The sequence below is a fragment of the Echinicola rosea genome, assembly GCF_005281475.1.
GTDB classification, from domain to species: Bacteria; Bacteroidota; Bacteroidia; order Cytophagales; family Cyclobacteriaceae; genus Echinicola; species Echinicola rosea.
The window spans coordinates 2,976,225-2,995,447 of the sequence record NZ_CP040106.1 but is presented as its reverse complement, the minus strand read 5'-3'; the positions used below and the strand labels follow the sequence as shown (position 1 = coordinate 2,995,447).

Genomic DNA, 19,223 nt, shown 5'->3' with positions numbered 1-19,223 from the left:
TTACATCAAAATAAAAATCTGATAAAATAATAATAATATTTCCCATCGAATGGATTTAGTCTTACCCCTCTAAACAAGGTCTTGTAAGCATTTTTTTTATCTCTGCACAAATAGTAATAATAAGCTCCTTTGCGAAAAAAACGTCCTGAGCTTTTTGGATTTGACTCAAACAACTGCATGTGCTTTCTAATTAAAATTGAATATGCCTCGGCTTGTTTTTGATAATTGGTTGAAAGCCGATCATTTTCATGAATCACAGCCCTATACCAATACCCCTCTATCCACTTCCCTTTGTATTTTTGGAAAAGACGAAGCAAAAACTCAGTGTCTTCAGCCGCTGGCATCATCTCATCAAATAAGCCAGCTTCTATGCAAGCTTTTCGACTGACAACTAGTCCTCTCCCCGTACTCGTTCTAATTTGTTTTAGGCAGAAATTTTTCTTAGTCACATTAGGTTTCCAATGATGTTTTTCAATGTGACTGATGCTTCCATTTTTTATAATTTCTCTTTCTACTCCTCCCCAAAATATTTCCGAATCTATATTTGCAACAATCGTCCTATTAAACACGACTAAAAAATCAGGATGAAACCTATTATCACTATCCAAAAATGAAATATAGGCTCCTTTGGATTGCTTTATACCAATATTTCTCGATGCTGCAGCTCCTTTATTTACCTCATTTTCAAAGTATCGGATTCTTTTGTCCTCTAAGTAATCATGGATAATCTGATCGCTTCCGTCTTCTGAAGCATCATTCACTATAATTAATTCCCAATCAGTGAAAATTTGATTTATTACAGACTCAATGGCATTTTGGACAATAAAGGCCCTATTGAACACGGGTAATACAATGGAAAAAAAAGGACTATTTCCTTCCATAACCAATGTGCTTATTTTCCCCTTTTCTCCCTACCAAAAAATGGGAAATACCTACCAATGTAGTTTGCATATTATAATGGCCATACTTCCGGCCATATCTATAGGCCACTCCTATTTTTAATAACCTCCTTATTATTTGATAAACTACTGCCGTGTAATAGCCATTGTCCTTCAAAATATAAAGTAAATTTCTTGTGGAATAATAGTTTCTCCAGAGAGAATTGACATTCCTTTTTCTCACAACACCCTTTTTAAACCCCAACTTGCCATATTTCTCTCTTAATGTATACTGAAAAGACCCATCAATTACACTTTGAAATCCTGCAATTTTGAGTTTGACATCAAAACTCAATTCCTCAAAACCAAAAAACAACTCCTCATCTGGATAAATGCCCATAGTCACCACCCTTGCATTTATCAATTTGCATTGATTCCCTGCAATATTATCTACCGGCAATGTTTTACTATTTTTGAGCTGCTTATCACTGATCCTTACCAATAATCCCCTCTTTTCATCAAAGTATTGACCTACTATTCCTATCTGTCCAATTTTATATGAAGCACTTTCTAAGCGTATGATATTAAATAGACGTTCAAACACATTAGGAAATACGGGTGGGTCATCATCATCTCCCCAATATATCCAATCAACCCCCTCTTCCGCTGCCAAACACAAGCCAATTTTTGCAGCACCGGCTGGTCCAGCATTATAACCTACTTTATGGTAAATTACATTTTCATACGTAAGGGTATTTATCTTCCTTTCAGTGTCCTCATTGTCGCTATTGTCTATTATCCATAATTTCTCTGGGGAGTAGGTCTGAGATAAAACTTTCTCTATGGTCTCGGTCAGTTTAACAGGCCGATTATAGGTAATGATAAATCCAGCAAAACGCTCCTCCATCATCTTGGAAATTATTTCTGGTAAATTCTTCTGATCAAAAATGGAGAAAGGGAAATCAGGAAACGAAGCAGTGTTTTAATTTTCCATGGCTTTAACAAATATGCCTTTCCCAGATAGTACTTTGAATCTTGAAGGTCTCCTGTTTTCATTAAACTTACACCAATAATCTGCAAATACAGAAATTTCACATTTGCATCTAGAAGATCTTCGTGCTTTTTCAAAATATGCTTGAGGGATTTAACCTGATTTCCTAAATCCATACTTCCTCCACTGTTCGACTTATTATAAATCAAGTTTTCCTTTTTCAGATAGCCTACTTTTGGGCTTTGCTGATAAACCCGAAAAAAAAGCTCTGTATTTTCACCATAGGATAAATGTGTATCAAAACCACCAATTTCCTTGAACAGAGCTGATTTTATAAAATAAGTCCCAGGCAAAGTATTGTTATACTTCTCCGCTTCTGCTCTTCTATTTTTAACGATTCTATTATCCTTAGACACACAAAACCCGCCTATTATCACTTCAAGTTGCTTATTGCTGCAGTACTTCTGAAAAAAATCATCCAGCCACTCCTTCTTTACCCAGTCATCACTGTCTAAAAAACAAAAGAAATTCCCGATTGCTTTTTCCGTTCCTAAGTTTCTCGCTGCAGAAACGCCTCTATTCTCTTGATACAAATAACTGATCCTCTTATCTGAGAGAAACTCATCCACTACTGACTTGGTATTGTCAGTACTTCCATCATCTATAATGATCAATTCCCATTCTTTAAGAGTCTGCTGGATGACACTTTCTATGGCTCGAGGAAGCATCTTAGCCCGATTATATGTAGGAATAATTACACTAATCAATACCATACTGCTTCATTTTTAGCTTCAAAAATTTATCACGCCAAAGTCTATTAACAAATCTGTTTAAATAATATACAAGCCTCCTTTTCCAATGGTTTTTATATTGCTTGCTTTCATTTCTGAGAAACTGTTCGAAGAGATACTGTCTTTCAAATTTCTCTAGGTTTTCAAACCCAATATTATCCATCATTACGGCCAGCATTTTCAATGCGGATGTATGAGACCTATGTGTAATTCTATTGCCTTCATGGCGTCTTACTACCGCTACTGGATTTTGCCATTCTGCCGCTTGAAAGTCCCCCCTCCTCATCAGTCTATTCCACAATTCGGAATCCTGATGGAGTCGAAGTCGTGTATCAAAGCATTTATCCTTCAATAAAAACTCTCTTCTCAAAGTGATGCTATTAGTATTAAAAAGCACCTTTTTATTCATTAATTTCCATTCATAAAATTCCAAAGGGGTAACTTCCTGCTTTAGTTGTTTCTTTGGATCATACCTAACACCATACCTCTTGACAACTGGCTGATATAAATCTTCCTCCAACACAGTGCAGGAATAGGCTACATCAGTACTCGGATGAAAAGTAAAGACTTCCTTGTCCTTCTTAAATCGGTGAGGCAAATACCAATCATCAGCATCTAAAAACGCAACAAAATCGCATGTTGCCTTTTCAATTCCAAGGTTTCTGCTTGCTGCGGCTCCCTTGTTTGCTCCATTCGGATGCTGGTACAAACTTACTTTATCATAATGTTCAGCCAATTGCAAGCAGATTTCCAAAGCTCCATCAGGCGAACCATCTTCAATCAATATCACTTCGCCAACTTCGGTAAGATCGACAGTAGATGCTACCGCAATTTTGACAAATTGCGCAGCATTATATACAGGAATGATCACTGAAACCAAGAACACTTTTTGAAAATCATTTTGCTAAGTCGTCTAAACACCTCTTTTGTTTTCATAGTTATTAGACGCCCAACTCTCACCTTTCCTAGCTCTACATTAACACCAAATTCCCTCTGTAAAGATTCATAGCCAAATAATTTTAGTTTGCCATAAGCCCTGTTTGATATATTAGTATCATGTATATTTTGGAACCACAATGGTTTGCCAGAAATCTGTATCGATTTAAAGCGGGACGTTATTTCCTGATGCTGATAATCAAAAACAGTTTCTAAATTCCCTTGGTTGCTTGCAACAAGTGAGATAAAAGGATTACTTTTTCTTGAAACGCTATACAAACAACTTTCTTTGGAAGAATATACTAGTCCATTTTTTAAGTCAATTGCAAAAGGCAATTGACGCTCGAGAAGAAACTTAGATTTGACTGCTTCTTGAATGGTTATGATGTAATCTGCGGATAGCGCATCATCATTGTCTAATCTTGAGCTAATGATCAAATCGTTTTCTTCTATATCGAAGTGAGAAATTTCACCTCGTATGTTTTCATTGATATTTTTCCATGTAGTAGCAAAAGCAGGCTTGATTACTTTAGCAAAGTCCTTTTTAAGGATTCTTTCAATGTATGCATCTGGTGTATTCAGGTCGAAATATATCAACCAAGTAAAATCCATTTCTGATTGTTGAACCACCGAGGGATAGCAATAAGTAAAAAACAGCTCAAAGCGTCTCTCCAACCAATCATCTACTGAAATAGATAGATTTGCTTCTACCTTTTCTAAATATTCCACATTGAATCTAGTAATCAAAAAATGGTGGATTTTCAGGCTTGCCCGATTATCCTTCGAAAAAGTGCTGTAATTCATTTTCTGACTTAAGATTTAATAACGTCCGTCTATCTTTGGCTAAAAACCCATAGTCTGCTTGCTCTAATTCCCGAATATCAACGGAATTACGGTTCTTCTCATCCCTATTAATTATCACTCCCAACCCTTGATCATCGTCTATGGTGATAATACTCAAATCAGTTCGAGTAGACCTTAAGTGGACGATGGTTTTCCATACATCACCGTTCCAGCCTCCATCCCAACCTTCTATTTGGCCTGATTTTATTTTTGGCACCAATTCATCAAATGAATTCTTTATGGGCGTTGCTCTTGCGGCAGAAGTTGGGTTGCAATCATGCAGTATAATTACTCCATTCTTGTTTAAATACTTTAGTCCATTTTCAACATCCTGCAAAGATTGCTTATAATTATGCAAACCATCCACAAAAATCACATCAAAGCCATTATCAAGTATTCCCTTGGGGTTTTGAGAAAAAAAATCATCGCTGTGCATTCTATATAATTGAGATTTTTCCCACCCAAGTGCCATTTTGATTTTATCTTTTTTGGACAACCGATAAGTAGGATCAACACCAACTTTGTTTTCACACTTCACTCTAAACAAATTGCTACAGGTTCGCACTCCAATCTCTAAATATCTCTTTCCTTTATTAAACTGTAAAGACCTCTGTATTAAATCAATTCTATTCATTTCTATCTTCGTATTAATGATTTAATAAATAACCTCGCACCGATTCGAGTTTGTCTATTTAATAGAAACTGTCTTAGGTAGTTTACAAATACAGACATACCCAAAGAACTATGCTTCAAATAGATGATATCCAACCTCCTATAGAGTAATTTCAAAAACTCCTTTCTATCAAATTCGAAATCATCATTAGCGATGATTACACGTTCCAATTTTAATACTAACTTCCCAAGGTCATAAAGTTCACCGCTATTCAATCCGGGCTCTTTATAGCTCAATGTTTGGTACAACTTTATTTCTTCACTGTGTAAATTCACCCCAAAAACCTCATTAAGTAACTCTACACGTCTTTTTGTGCTACTGCGCTTCTGAAAATCCCTAAATCTACTTGAAACCTGATCATCATGTTTTCTGACCCAATATAGATTCTGATTCAAAATTGCTCCTTTAGATACACTTAAAACATTAGTAATAAAGTCGTTATCTTCAGAATGTTTATATCTTTCATGATATATTAAATTATTTCTATTTATTATATCCATTCTATACATGGCAGATGCATGCGTTATAGAACAATTTAATAAATGAACGGCTCTCAATTTGTCATCATCAATATTTGCAATATCCGAAACTCTATTTTCACTAAAATCCCCCACTTTTGTTCCGCAAATACCAATCTCTTCATCTTCCTCCATGTATTCTAATAACCGTCTCATTCTGTCTGGATGTGAAATATCATCAGAATCCATCCGAACCATATATTTGGTATCAATACATTTTAGCCCTTTGTTTAAAGAATAAATTAAACCCTTATTTTCATCATTTTCCAAAAGTAAAATTCTAGAATCATTAAATTTTTCAATTATTTCCTTTGATCGATCTGTGGATCCATCATTAATAATTATTAACTTAAAGTTCTTAAAAGTTTGATTTAAAATAGATTCAACAGCTTCCTTTAAATAACTTTCTGAATTAAAAACTGGTAATAAAACCGTTAGTTCACACATCCCTTTTTAAGTATCTTTAAGGTTTGCTTACGAATTTGAAAAATGAATTTTGTTATACGAGATTAAATTCTTTCTTGAATCTGGTATGAAACCAGAATTATAAATATCCTTTTCAATAACTTTAATTCTACCCGCACCTTTTATTACATCAAAATCATAAAAACCATCTCCTAAAAACAAATCCAATTCATAAGAACCTTTAAACAAAGGAAACTCTGGAATATCAACTATAATTTGGCTACTACTAACTCCGCTGAGGACATCTCCCGTATGTTTATTATTAATGGCAATAATTTCATCACCAAATTGGTCTCTAAAAGAAACTCCGAAATGAGTTGCCCTAAATTTAGAACAGGAATTGTAAACCACCTTGAAAGTAACATGCGAATTTGCATGGACAATATTAGTTAACTTATTTTCACAATAGATATCCAATCTCGTAATCGCCGTTTCCTCTTTTTTTTTAGTTGATAAATCAAAACTTCCATTGGTATTCGTCATCCTCCCGCCCTGTAAACTAAAATATTTTTCAATTAATTTTTCGAGGTTACCTTCATAAACTAAAGTTCCTTTTCCTAACAAAAGCCCCCTACTACACAAATTCTGCACTGCCGCCATATTATGGCTCACAAAGAGCACCGTTCGTCCTTGGTTCTTGCTTACATCCTCCATTTTACCGAGGCACTTTTGCTGAAATTCATAATCCCCAACGGCCAGCACCTCATCGATTATCAAAATCTCCGGCTCCAAATGCGCGGCCACTGAAAAACCCAGGCGTACTTTCATGCCCGAGGAATAGAACTTTACCGGTGTGTCCACAAACTTTTCTATGCCCGAAAAATCAATGATTTCATCCAATTTCCGGTCGATCTCGCGCCTCGTCATGCCGAGGATGGTACCGTTCATATAGATGTTTTCCCTGCCGGTCAGCTCAGGGTGAAAGCCAGTGCCCACTTCCAGTAAAGAGGCCACGCGGCCATTCAGGGTGATTTTACCTGAAGTAGGTTCAGTGATTTGGGACAGGATCTTGAGCAAGGTGGATTTACCGGCACCATTCTTCCCAATAATGCCCAAGACTTCCCCTTCTTTTACCTCAAAATTGACATCCTTCAATGCCCAAAAAACCGATTCATCCTCCGCCCCAAACTTGCTCAACTTCCGAAGCCGCTGAAAATTTTCCCATGGGGACTTGATGATATTGCCCACCTGTCCCGCTAAAGTCTTGGATCGCTTTTCTTTCAATCCTAAGCGATAGCGCTTGGAAAGGTTTTCTACTTTGATAATAGATTTAGACATTGGATAAATCGTTTCGCAGTAATTGACAATTCTCTTTTTTTAATGGGGCATTATAAATGCCAAGCTCGTGCGATCCACATTTCAAAGGCGGATCAGAAGCGTTAGGATGGCAAATTCCTTCTATTTCTTTTTTGAGACCATAAATCCCAAACAAATGACTGAGGCCTTTGACTTCTCATAGAAGAGGAGGACCAGAAGACAAGTCACTATTATTTTGGGGGCATTACAAATGCCCAGCTCTTGCGATCTGCATTACAAATGCAGATCAGTTGTTTTCCTTCTACCGCTGCCAGGAACTAAAGAAAAACAATACGAATGCACAAAATATCAATCATCTCAAGTCTCATATCTCACTTCTCGCCCCTACGCCACATCTGCAAACACCCTTTCCATCCGTTTGAAATAAAACATCCCAAAAATGAAAAGCAGCCCTGCGACAATGCTCCCCGGCCAGATCCATTCCCAAGGGAGCGGACGGTCCAGAAAGGCGGCGCGAAATCCTTCGATCACCCCGACCATGGGGTTTAGAATATAAAATGGACGGTAAACTTCGGGTACGGCCGTCGTGCTATAAACTACCGGTGCTGCATACATCAACAGTTGCACCAAGAAAGTCAGGGCATGCTTGACATCGCGGTACTGCACGGCCATGGCGGACAGGATCATGCCGATGCCCAAAGACGTCAGCAGCAACTGGACAATCAACAGTGGCAGAAATACCAATCCCCATCCGGGCATCACCTGAAAATAGATCAAAAAGCCCACTACTACCAAAAAGGCTATGATAAAGTCCAACAGCTTGGAAAATATCGAAGCCAGTGGCAGCACCATCCGGGGGAAATACACCTTGGTGATCATCCCCGAATTGGCAATGAGGCTGTTGGCAGATTCGGTGAGGGTGCCGGAGAAGTAATTCCACGGCCACAGGGCCAAATAGGAAAACAGGATATAGGGCATGCCATTGGAATCCACTTTGGCCAGGTTACCAAAAACCACCGTAAACACCAACGTGGTAAACAGCGGCTGGATGATCGCCCAGGCCACGCCCAATATGCTCTGCGCATAGCGCGCCTTGATGCCTCGCAGCGTCAGGAAATACAGCAGGTCTTTATACCGCCAGAGCTCTTTAAAATCTACCAGCTTCCACCCCTTGGAAGGCTCGATTACTTTTGGTTGGCTATAGGTGTTGCTGATTGGTCGGATCGTAGAATTGTTGGATTGTCGGACATCATTTTTACTCCCTGGTTTTTTCACTTTTTTGGCTTGGGCTTGGGCTTCAAACACAGCTTCGCCCCATCAATCACACAGGGCGATATCCATTTTATTTAGAGAGTAAAAAAATTACTCATGAGTAACAAAATTACTCGTAAAAGATAAAATTGCAAGTAAACAAACGGTGAATTGCCGTTAATTAATGGAAGGATCAGAAGGTGAAAAGCATGAACACGCTGGATACGAAATTATCCATTTAAAAAAATGTATTTCTCCTAAAGATTTATACTGATCATAAAAAACCATTACCTTCAATTAGATTAAAAATAAATATTAGGGAGTGGATTGAGTCTGCAGAAGTGAATCTTTACCTAGAAATTTTTCAGACTTCCCGATCCATCGATATCACTCCCCTCCCAACTCCATTTCGGTAATGATCGGAAGGTGGTCTGACAATTGGCAGCTAAGCACCACATGACTTTCAAGCACTTTAAATCCTACCCTACTGACCATAATGTAGTCGATTTTTTTGACCGGATCATCAACGGGAAAGGTGTTATCTCCCTCTTGATGGGTATTGGATAGCTTTGTGTTTAGTAGCTTTATTTCCTCGGAATTTGGAACTGCATTCAGGTCCCCTGTAAGCATTACCGGTAATTCAGAATCCAAATATTGCAGGACTTCTTTGGCTTGCGCTAACCTTGTAGGCTGGTCCAAGGCGAAATGTACCGTTGCAAATAGAATTTGCTGTCCACTTGGCAGCGTGACCTTGGCCGAAAGCAAGGCCAGTGACCTTTTTTCGCCATTGGAACGAATACTTGTGATCCGGTCATTTCGAATGTCCTCCAAGGGATATTTGGACAAAATGCCCAGACCATAGGCGCCACCGTCATAGGCAAAGTGCCGCCCAAATGCGGCATCCATTCCGGTAATCTCAGATAGGATTTTCATCTGGTCGCTTTTTTCAGAACGAGAACAAACGCTGTCCACTTCCTGGAGACCAATAATGTCCGCTCCGGTATCCTTCAAAAATTGACCAATTTCACTATAGGTCATAACTTCATTTTTATCAGCACCATGGTGGATATTATAACTCATTACGCTGATAGTCTGCCCAATGGTTAATGAAGGCAAAATATTTAGTATAAAAACAGCCCATAAGCATTTTGGCAAAATGGGCTGTAAAGGGATTTTTATCATCAGTCTATGCTCAATTTATTCCAACTCAGAAAACCTAAATTGCGTCTCAAGGGCTTCATCCGGCGTCACCAACATATTCTCTACGGTAACTGCCAAGGTCGTCTCCTGGGGCGTTTTCCAAACCGCCTTCAGTACCACTTCTTTTTCCTCTTGGGCACCGAGCTGAAGCTGTCCCATGGGAAGCGATTCAATATCATAACGGCTCTTTAGCTGTAACCGGAAAGGAATATCACTGGTGTTTTTCACAGTGACCACTATAATTGGCTCGTCATTACGGTCCTTTCTTGCGGCATCCACTTGCACGGCAGCTTTAAACAACGCCTCCGCTTCAGACTTCCTGGCCACCACGTAATCGCCAAAATACAAGGCCGTTCGCTTAGCCCTCATTGCCTCTTCCACGCCTTCCGGCGTCTTTTCCTCCACAAAAACCAAGGTCATGGGCCGATGGCTATCAGCGTACCGCGGGTACATGTCATAGTGCTCATCCGTATTGCAGAGCATCGTGAGGTTATACTTCATGGCCATGCGGTGGGCGATGATATTATACCTTCCGCTATTGACCACTTCCACCCCACCGAGAATTCCTTTTTCCAATAGTTCTTGGTGAAAATCAGTAAATAGCACCGTGTCTTTTCTGTCCCACCAGCTATAACTAGGATGGTTATAAGAGACAAATGCCCCCTGTCGCTGGGCTTCCAGAAAAGGAGCCATCAGTGCCTCCCTCGAAATGCTGTCCTTCATGACAAACTTCTTGTGGGTATTTTCCATATAGTCTATGGGAAAGCTATTGGCATCATCCAGAAAAATGGCATTGTGGTGATAGGGAGGTACCCTAGGGGAAATCTCCACACCTTTGATCACCATAATCCCTTTGTCCTTTGCGGCAGCAGCAGCGATCTCATAACTTTTGTTATAATCCCTTTCAATTTCGTCCGGAAAGCCCTCATAATCCATATGCTCGGTAATAGCAATGACATCCATATCGTCGCGAAGTGCCTCTTTAACCCTGAAAGTAGGCCAAACGTGTCCATCAGAAAACACCGTATGCATATGAAAATCCCCCTTCAGGGTTTGATAGCCTGGAATATCCGGAACAATGATCTCCCTATGTTGACCAAAGGTATTGTCCACGGTGCCATATAGCACCATGGACAATATTATGATATATTTTTTCATTAAGAAATATTATGGGGTGAACAATTCCCTCAATGGAAAACCTTATTCCCATCCGGGATTCTGTCCCAAATCAGGATTCAGCACCAAATCGGTATTGGAAATTGGGTGCAGGTATTTTTTCTCCGGAAACTGACGATCTTCATTGGCCCGCCATACAATATGACCGTGGTCACCCTCTGTCAGGACGGAGTTGGTTCCATCGACCGCAAAGTAAATCACCCCGGCTACCTGATTGTCTGGAACGGTCTCCACAAAGGCAACATCCGGTGTACCATTTCCATCCAAGTCCATTGGTTCGTTCAGCCCTGACACATAGATCCCCTCCCAAGGCATTTCGAGCAAGTCTCCTTTCTTCCAGCGTAAAAGGTCATCGTACCGTAATCCTTCATAACACAGTTCTATTCCTCTTTCTCTTCTGATTTCCAGCAGGAATTTGTCTGAAATATTGGGAAAATAAACTGACTGAAGGTAACTGTCAACGGTGGCTGGAATACGTGGATCTACTCCCGCCCGCTCTCGTAAAGGAGCAATAGTCTGCTCCCAAATGCCAGCATCAAACTCCCCAAGCTCTGCCTTGGCCTCGGCATAGTTCAACAGTACCTCAGCATATCGCATCAACGGTATGGAATTAAAGGATTCGGATATTCCATCCAACCTACTATCATCCAAGCTGAATTTTAGAATATGATAGCCTGTATAGGTGTAGCCAAAATTTGGAGGTGCGGGCGTTCCATCCAATCGGGTGTATCCCAGTGAACGTACCGTTTGGGCCAATCGGAAATCACGATTTTCCATTTCACGCACAAACTGAATAGTATCGTACCCCTGTCTTTCCGTAAACCTGCTGCCATCTGTCATCAGGTAAGTATTCACAAACTGCTTGTTCAGTCCCCAGCGGTTTCCATAAGTAGCGCTGTTAAACTTCCAAGTGATATTATGCCACCTTTTCAGGGCATTGTTATAAACCACAGCCCACATCACTTCCTCGGATACCGGGTTTTCGCTGATAAACAGCTCACGATAGTCCGTTGATGGGCTCCCGGTATTGTGTAGCTGAAACTGTTGGGCGTCTATCACAGCTTTTGCTGCAACCGCCGCTTCTTGGAGCAACTCGTTTGCAGTACCTTGGAGCCCAAGTTCCTCGTGGTACTTTCTGTAGGTTCCTTCAAATAGGCATACACGAGACTTAAAACCATAAGCAACCTGTCTGGTTACCAGTGAAGAAACATTATCCTTGGTATCCCGGATATGAGAAGTTGCAAAATCAAGATCCATCAGCATGGAGTCAATCACCGCCTCTCGGGGATCACGTGGCTTATAAAGATCCGGATCGTCGGTTGCCAAGGTTTTTGAATACCATGGCACATCGCCATAACGCTTCACCATCTCAAAATAGAAGTATGCCCTAAAAAAGCGCGCAATGCCTTCATAATGATCTCTGGCTTCCTGAGGAATGGCCTCGTTGTCGAAGTTTTCCAGAAAGTAATTTATATTTCGAAGGTCTGACCAGTTCCAGGCACCTTCATCCACTGAAGAATACGCTCCTGCTATGAAGTTATTGGATTGGTTTTTTGAGGTAAATTCGCCCATTTCGTCGCTTTGAACCACTGCCAGACCACCGGGCACCTGTCGTTGGTAAAAGGAATTGGAATAAAGCTCTAAGTCTTTTTCACTTTGGAAAAAAGTGTTCGGAACGAGTTTGTCCACCGGTTCGGTTTCCAGGAAATTATCACAAGATACCAATGCCGGCACCACAGTAAGTATTGCTACTATTGAATGAAATATCTTTTTCATATTGATTGTCCAGTTTGGTGGTTAGAAAGAAAGGTTAACACCCAGTGTGTAGGATTTGAGCATGGGATATGCATCCCCCTGGCCATATCCATTGGTCATGTCACCTAGTGGATTTTCGATGATCTCTGGATCAAAGTTATCCGTGTGCTTGCTCAGACCGGTTCTGGTCCAAATATTTTGACCCGTAAAGAAAATTTTGGCACGTTGCATCCCGATTTTGCTTACCCACTGTGTCGGAAGGGAATAGTCCACCGTGATGTTCTTTAATCGAATATAGCTAGCATCCTGAAGGTAACGGGTCTGTGGCGCTCCCAAAGACCTTCCTGTGCCCAATGCGGTATATCCTCTCAATCTTGGGAAATAGGCATCAGGGTTTTCCGGTGTCCAGTAATCATCCATCATTTTGGTGGGCTGGAAGCCATAAGGCCTGTTATAGGGTCCCCAAAACAAATCAGCCTCCGGGGCGAAATACCAATCCCTTTTGGCTATCCCCTGAAAGAATGCGGAGATCCCGAAATTGTTCCAATTGGCATTCAGATTAAAACCAAACTGATAGCGGGGTGCATTATTGCCAATAATCTTACGGTCACCGGGATTGTTTACCGTATTGTCTCCCTGGTTGATCACACCGTCATCGTTGAGATCAGCATATTTCAGGTCACCGGGAAGCCAGATATTACCATTTGAATTGCGAAGGAAATCCTGATCGGCATGGTTTAGGACATCTTCTTCAGAAGTAAAGAAACCTTCTGTTACATAACCCCAAATCTCTCCCACGGACTGTCCTACATAATAACCCGATCCCAAGACTTTTTCAGGGTTGTTAAACTTGGTAATGGTGGCCTTGCTGTCCCACAAGGAACCGTTGATACCATAGCTGAAAGGCTTTCCTCCCACTGTAGTTTGGTCTTTCCAACCTAAGGTAAGTTCCCAGCCCTTGGTCGACAGATCGGCATAGTTTCCGTAAGGCTCAGTAGCGCCAAACACATTAGGAAGTGGCTGACCGTAGGTAAACATGTCCGAGGTAATCCGGTTATACCAATCATAGTTTACATTCAGACGTCCCTCTAAGAAGGAGGCATCCACACCAATATTAAAGGTAGTGGCTCTCTCCCAGGTAAGCCCATCAGGAATCACACCTGGCATATAGGTGTAGCCCTTCTGGATTCCTTCCAATATTACACTGGATTTATTCACTGACATGGTTTCGAGGTAACGATATGGTGCGACGTTACCATTTCCGAGGGATCCATAGGATGACCTGATTTTCAGGTTTGCAAGCCAGCTACGGGTATTGGCCATGAAGCCTTCTTCCGAAACATTCCACCCTGCCGAAAAAGATGGAAAAAAACCGTACCGCTCATCGGATGGGAATTTGGAAGAGCCATCATAACGGCCATTAAACTCCAACAAGTATTTGTCCTTGTAGCTGTAATTCACCCGGTAAAAAACACCGAGGTATTTCCATTCACTGCCACCTCCGCTAATGGTATAGTTCAGGCCATCCATCAGGTTATAATCCGGTTTTTCAGGTACCAATAATCCATCCCTGCTGGTATTCCAATTTTCGGTCAGGGAACTTTCGATATTATAGCCCAATAGCAGCCCAAGATTATGGTCCTCATTTAAGGTCTTGTTAAATTGTGCCGTGATATTGGATCCCCAGTAGGTGTTTTCATTTTCATATTGTCTCAGCAAGCTGTTACCAAAACGGTTCAAGTCTTCAGGGGCATTGCTGTAGTTGACGTAATTATTGACTCTTTTGTCTTTGATAAACTTCTTCGAAAAAGTAAAATTCGCCTTAAAGGTGAGCAGGTCACCAAACGGTGTAGCAGTGAGGGTAGGCGTATTTCTCACAAAGAAATTACTCTGATCAGAACGACTGTTTCCTTCCAGGAAAGATGCTCCAATATAAACTCCATTTTGGGAATAAGTCCCATCAGGATTTGTCATGGACACCATTGGAAAACCCTGAACGGCCAGATACCTCCAAATATTGATGTCCCCATTGGCCAATAAAGGGTAGCCATAAGTATAGGTGCTGAGGTCAAAATTATTCTCTAATACCAGCCAATCGTTAATGTTAACCTCTCCTTTTGCCCGTAAGTTATACTTGTCAAACTTATCGGAGGAAAAATTGAAAATCCCATCCTGATGGTAATACATTCCCGATATAAAATAACGTGCCTTGTCCGAACCCCCAGAAGCACTTATGGATGCTTCAGTAGCTGGCATATTGTCCTTATGATGGTATTTAAACCAATCGGTATTGCCATAGTATTCATAGCGTCCAAGTGCTTCGATGTATTCCACTTTTGGTAGACTGGGATCCTCATCGTGCTGGCGCAAACGATCCAAATACTCCAAGGAAAATGGAAAAACACTGTTGACAGAAATCGGGTGGGTCTTATAATCGTACCAACCATAAAATGCTTCATCAAAATTCTTTGCCCATTGGTAACCATTTGTGACCAAATCCGGCACCACTGTCCGTTTGTTAACCGAATGATTGATGTTTACGTTAAGTTGGCTTTTTCCTGCTTTGGCGGATTTGGTAGTAATGAGCACCACGCCAAAAGCAGCCCTCGAACCATAAACTGCGGCGGAAGAAGCGTCCTTTAGAATCGTAACGCTTTCTACGTCATTGGGATTGACCAAGTTTGGATCCCCTTCTACTCCATCAATCAATACCAGGGCATCTCCACCAGCTCCAATCGAAGTCGTGCCCCGAATATTAAATGCAGCAGATCGGGTTGGACTCCCATCTACCATTCTGATATTCAAGTTTGGCAAGGCTCCCTGCAGCATTCTGGTCAGGTTGGGGGCTGGTCTGTTTTCTGTCACCTCACTGCCCACTTGGTTCACTGCGCCAGTCAGGTTGATTTTCTTTTGTTCGCCATAACCTACCACTACCACCTCATTCAGTGCCGAAACCTTCTCTTCCAACTGAATATCAACCACTTCCTTATTGCCAATAGCAACTTCTTGGGGGATAAATCCAACAAAGGAATATACAAGCACACTGTTTTCTGGAACGTTCAATCGGTATTTTCCATCCAAGTCTGTAGTGGTGCCATTTGTGGTTCCTTTTACCAATACTGTCACCCCCGGGATCGGCTGGTTATTGGAATCGCGAACAGTTCCGCTCACCGTCACTTCTCGGATAACCGATTTGCCAAGGTGCAGCCCTTTTATCGGTTTTATGCTAATGCGATCATTAACCTGCTTAAAAGCCCATCGGTGCTCTTTGGAAAGCTCGATGAGCACATTCTCCAAAGGTTCATTTTGTGCTTCGATCGAAACTGTAGTATTGGATGGAATGATCTTATCATCATAAATAAAGATAAAGTCCGTCTGCGATTTTATCGCCTCCAATACAGAAGGCAGTGGTTCGGCTTCCGCTTTGACATTCACAGTTATCTTTTCCATATCCAAACTTCCCTGCGCCTTACTAGGACCTGCATGGAGGAGATTAAGGAAGGCTAGCTGGAATATAAAGCCAATAAGGGTGTATTTGCTGATCATACGGATAGCATGTAATATTTTTTTCATAGATTTGTCATGTTTTTGATGATGTTTTAGTCATTGAAATCAAGGGCAATAGAATGGCCTGAGAAACTCTTCTATTGCAGCCGGGGAGGCCAGTTTTGTCAAACTGGCTTTCTTTTTTTCATAGGCAGTCAGTAGTTAAAGGTGATGGTGATATTTTTCTTGTCAATCTTATAATCAAATCGGTAGGAATAGGACAAGCTTTCCAGCAAATGGGTAAGCATGGCATTTTTAAATTCCCCGGTTAATAAAACTTTCTCTTTGGGTGGATTAGTAACAGTAATATCCACATCATACCAGCGTTCTAGAATCGAGATCACTTCCGATAAAGGTGTCTTTTGCAGCCAGATAGTACCTTCCTTCCATGCTATGGCCTGATTGATATCAAAGATAAACACAGAGGAGAGCTGTCCATCCTTCAAACGCACTTCCTCACCTGGCATCAACTTAACCTGGGCATTGCCCTCAAAAGCATCGTAAACTTTGACAATCCCTGAGGTAAGTTGAACCCTGATGGAAGTGGCGTCATAGGTACTGATATTAAAGGAAGTACCCACCGCTTCTGTTACCAGTCCACCACTGTAAACCCGAAAAGGAATGCTATCCTTGGCCACTTCGAAATAGGACTCTCCTTCCAAAAACAAGTCCCGATGAGACTGACCGAAACCTTTCTGGTACTTTACTGCTGTGGCGGCATTAATATAAATTATACTGCCATCAGGAAGTTGGACTTTGGACTTCTGTCCGGCAGGATTTTGATAGGTGATCCATTCTTCTGCTTGGTTTGGAGAGGTATGGGTATCATGCTGACTGACATAAACCACCAGCGCTGTAGCAACCAGTAAAAAAGTCACCATGGCCGCACGCAACCAAGTTTGAGTTTTCCATCCTGAGGATGCTGAACGTAAAGAACGTAAACGAAGGCCTGGACTGTCCTTTCTGGTCTGTTCACTGTTCACCTTGGCTATACTTTCATGGATTTGCAGATACATCCGCTGCCCCAGGTCCTTATCAACTGATTCCCAACCTTCATCGTAAACGTCATCGTACCATTGGTTTAGCTGAGCAAGTTCCTGCTCTTGCAGTGGAGTCCCACTAAGTAACTTTCTCAAAAGCTCCCTAATCTCTTCAGGAATATAAATATTGTTGTGTGCCATCATAAGTAAGTATCACTACTTATGCATCTCTACTCGTCTATTTGATTATGAAAACGTTAATCATTTTGAAAGGTCGTTCATATTAACTTAAAAAAGCTCTCTACCACCATAGCGCATCGCCTTCCTCCATGACATATTGCCTCCTAGAAAGTGGATCAAAGAAAAAGTATGAAGTACAAAATATGGTATTTAACCCGTTTTATCAATACCGTTTAGTTAAGGCCATTTCCCTGTTTTCACCTGCTAGGAGTTTCTTTTCTATTTGACTTTAACTGTATGGCTTTGGCCATTTTGGTGGATTTTATCCTTTTACTTTTTTCCATTGATGAAAAAAGAAAGAAAAAATCTAGGCCGGTGGTCTGCCCTTTAAAATGGTACATGGATTTCCCCCGCGACGTGGATCCGTCACCCATTTTAATTTCCACCCGATGGCTACGGCCTAAAAGCGAGTGGGTCTCGCTGTTCCACGACGCGAGCCAACTCCCCTTCTTAACGGCCTCCACCATCGGCTGGAAAACAGGCATACCAAGGGCCGTAATAAGGAAGCGATACCTTTTTGGGACTTATTAACTGAATCCGCCTTGCAGGTATTGGGCGTTAAGAAATTAAAAAGCGGGTAGGCAAGAAGGCAGGCTTGTTTGACGAAAGGCTGACAAAAAGAATGTTGGCGGCTAAAGAAGGTTTACCTGGCTTTAAATAGGCCTGCTTGGCTTTAGACAGGAGTAGTTTGCCTGCATGGGGGCTAGGCTTTAATTTTAGGCCAATAGCTGCACACCTGTGCGCCGTGGCGTAGCGGCGGGGTTTCCACCACCGGCGGACAGGTTTGGGTTACTTTTTTGACCTGAAGCAAAAAAGTAACAATGGTAAAGGGATGAAAACCACCTAGTAATTTAGCTATAAAAATAACTGCCCAAGGAAAAAATATAGAACCCATATTTTCCTGATACAAACTAACTAAACGGCATTAAATGCTGGTTTAAGTATATAGTATGTCGTACACCCAGAGCTTCCTCGCAGGGATGTCATACCCAAAGCCATCGGTGACACCCAAGGTCAAACAATCCATCTAACATTTCCACATTGTGCGTATGATCTCTCTATAGGATACGTAAAACCTATTATATTCCGCGTCTCTTTCACTCTCGATCCCCAATCTGAATAATTATAAAAAGTAATATCCTTTTAGCTCTTTCTTCAAGTATTTTGTGGTTTTGGAAAGTACATTACGAACGGATTGGGGCGCCATATTAACCTGGCAGCTGATCTCACTGACGGAGAGTCCTTCCAATTTGTTCATCCTAAAAATATTACGGTGTGCTGGTGAAAGCTTCTCCAATTTCACTTCAATCAAGCTAAACACCTCCTCAAACTCCAAAGGAGCTATCTCAGTTTTCAATCCTTCAAAATGTATTTCCCTAAGCTGTTCGTGCCGATGAATATTTTCCGCCCAACGAAACACCCTATACTTAACAGCGGTTAAAAGATAGACTTTTAGACCAACATTGATTTCAAGGGACTTGCGACGATTCCAAAAATCAATAAAAATATCTTGTACCACATCTTGAGCCAAATCTTGGGACTTGATCCGTCCAATGGCTGCCCGATACATAAGCTCCCAATACTGATCATACAGCTGTTCAAAAGCACGTAGATCATCGTTGCGAATACCTTCCAGCAATTCAATATCGGGGGAACACGTTACCATGATGTTTTTCAATTCATCATAAAGGTAAAGCCCCTTCTCATTGTTTCTGAACAAATG

16 protein-coding genes are annotated in these 19,223 nt (G+C 41.1%); all 16 read right to left on the bottom strand.

Annotated elements, in window-relative coordinates; translation table 11 throughout:
• Positions 1 to 5: 5 nt before the first annotated feature.
• Entirely contained in the window at positions 6 to 881 is an 876-nt protein-coding gene (locus tag FDP09_RS12085) for a glycosyltransferase family 2 protein (protein ID WP_137402906.1), read from the bottom strand.
• Complete coding sequence (locus FDP09_RS12080; protein WP_137402905.1) at positions 868 to 1,788, bottom strand: glycosyltransferase; 921 nt, start codon at positions 1,786 to 1,788, stop codon at positions 868 to 870. The genes FDP09_RS12085 and FDP09_RS12080 overlap by 14 nt, the downstream gene beginning before the upstream one ends.
• 8 nt (positions 1,789 to 1,796) lie before the next feature.
• Positions 1,797 to 2,642, bottom strand: a complete 846-nt coding sequence (locus FDP09_RS12075) for a glycosyltransferase family A protein (RefSeq protein WP_137402904.1) — start codon at positions 2,640 to 2,642, stop codon at positions 1,797 to 1,799.
• Positions 2,629 to 3,531: a glycosyltransferase family 2 protein gene (locus FDP09_RS12070; RefSeq protein WP_187328850.1), complete on the bottom strand. Its 903-nt coding sequence runs from the start codon at positions 3,529 to 3,531 to the stop codon at positions 2,629 to 2,631. The genes FDP09_RS12075 and FDP09_RS12070 overlap by 14 nt, the downstream gene beginning before the upstream one ends.
• The gene (locus FDP09_RS12065; protein ID WP_137402902.1) at positions 3,528 to 4,400 is read right to left on the bottom strand and encodes a glycosyltransferase; all 873 of its coding nucleotides are present in this window, start codon (positions 4,398 to 4,400) and stop codon (positions 3,528 to 3,530) included. Before FDP09_RS12065 ends, FDP09_RS12070 begins: the two co-directional genes overlap by 4 nt.
• Positions 4,372 to 5,073 (bottom strand): class I SAM-dependent methyltransferase, encoded by a 702-nt coding sequence (locus FDP09_RS12060; protein WP_137402901.1) that lies wholly within the window; start codon positions 5,071 to 5,073, stop codon positions 4,372 to 4,374. Before FDP09_RS12060 ends, FDP09_RS12065 begins: the two co-directional genes overlap by 29 nt.
• Positions 5,074 to 5,075: 2 nt before the next feature.
• Positions 5,076 to 6,077 carry a glycosyltransferase family 2 protein gene (locus FDP09_RS12055; RefSeq protein WP_137402900.1) on the bottom strand — a complete coding sequence of 334 codons (1,002 nt, stop codon included), beginning with the start codon at positions 6,075 to 6,077 and terminating at the stop codon, positions 5,076 to 5,078.
• Positions 6,078 to 6,104: 27 nt separating this feature from the next.
• On the bottom strand, positions 6,105 to 7,373 hold the full coding sequence (locus FDP09_RS23800) for an ABC transporter ATP-binding protein (RefSeq protein WP_187328849.1): 1,269 nt from the start codon (positions 7,371 to 7,373) through the stop codon (positions 6,105 to 6,107).
• Positions 7,374 to 7,736: 363 nt separating this feature from the next.
• On the bottom strand, positions 7,737 to 8,567 hold the full coding sequence (locus FDP09_RS12045) for an ABC transporter permease (protein WP_137405017.1): 831 nt from the start codon (positions 8,565 to 8,567) through the stop codon (positions 7,737 to 7,739).
• Positions 8,568 to 8,990: 423 nt separating this feature from the next.
• The gene (locus tag FDP09_RS12040) at positions 8,991 to 9,683 is read right to left on the bottom strand and encodes an endonuclease/exonuclease/phosphatase family protein (RefSeq protein ID WP_229683520.1); all 693 of its coding nucleotides are present in this window, start codon (positions 9,681 to 9,683) and stop codon (positions 8,991 to 8,993) included.
• 117 nt (positions 9,684 to 9,800) lie between these two features.
• Positions 9,801 to 10,961 (bottom strand): Sb-PDE family phosphodiesterase, encoded by a 1,161-nt coding sequence (locus FDP09_RS12035; protein WP_229683521.1) that lies wholly within the window; start codon positions 10,959 to 10,961, stop codon positions 9,801 to 9,803.
• A gap of 42 nt (positions 10,962 to 11,003) precedes the next feature.
• Entirely contained in the window at positions 11,004 to 12,755 is a 1,752-nt protein-coding gene (locus tag FDP09_RS12030; RefSeq protein ID WP_137402898.1) for a RagB/SusD family nutrient uptake outer membrane protein, read from the bottom strand.
• A 21-nt stretch (positions 12,756 to 12,776) separates the two neighbouring features.
• Complete coding sequence (locus FDP09_RS12025) at positions 12,777 to 16,307, bottom strand: TonB-dependent receptor (protein ID WP_137402897.1); 3,531 nt, start codon at positions 16,305 to 16,307, stop codon at positions 12,777 to 12,779.
• Between the two features lie 128 nt (positions 16,308 to 16,435).
• Complete coding sequence (locus FDP09_RS12020; protein WP_137402896.1) at positions 16,436 to 17,464, bottom strand: FecR family protein; 1,029 nt, start codon at positions 17,462 to 17,464, stop codon at positions 16,436 to 16,438.
• Between the two features lie 233 nt (positions 17,465 to 17,697).
• Positions 17,698 to 17,985: a hypothetical protein gene (locus FDP09_RS12015; RefSeq protein ID WP_137402895.1), complete on the bottom strand. Its 288-nt coding sequence runs from the start codon at positions 17,983 to 17,985 to the stop codon at positions 17,698 to 17,700.
• 638 nt (positions 17,986 to 18,623) lie between these two features.
• The gene (locus FDP09_RS12005; RefSeq protein ID WP_229683522.1) at positions 18,624 to 19,220 is read right to left on the bottom strand and encodes an RNA polymerase sigma factor; all 597 of its coding nucleotides are present in this window, start codon (positions 19,218 to 19,220) and stop codon (positions 18,624 to 18,626) included.
• Positions 19,221 to 19,223: the final 3 nt, after the last annotated feature.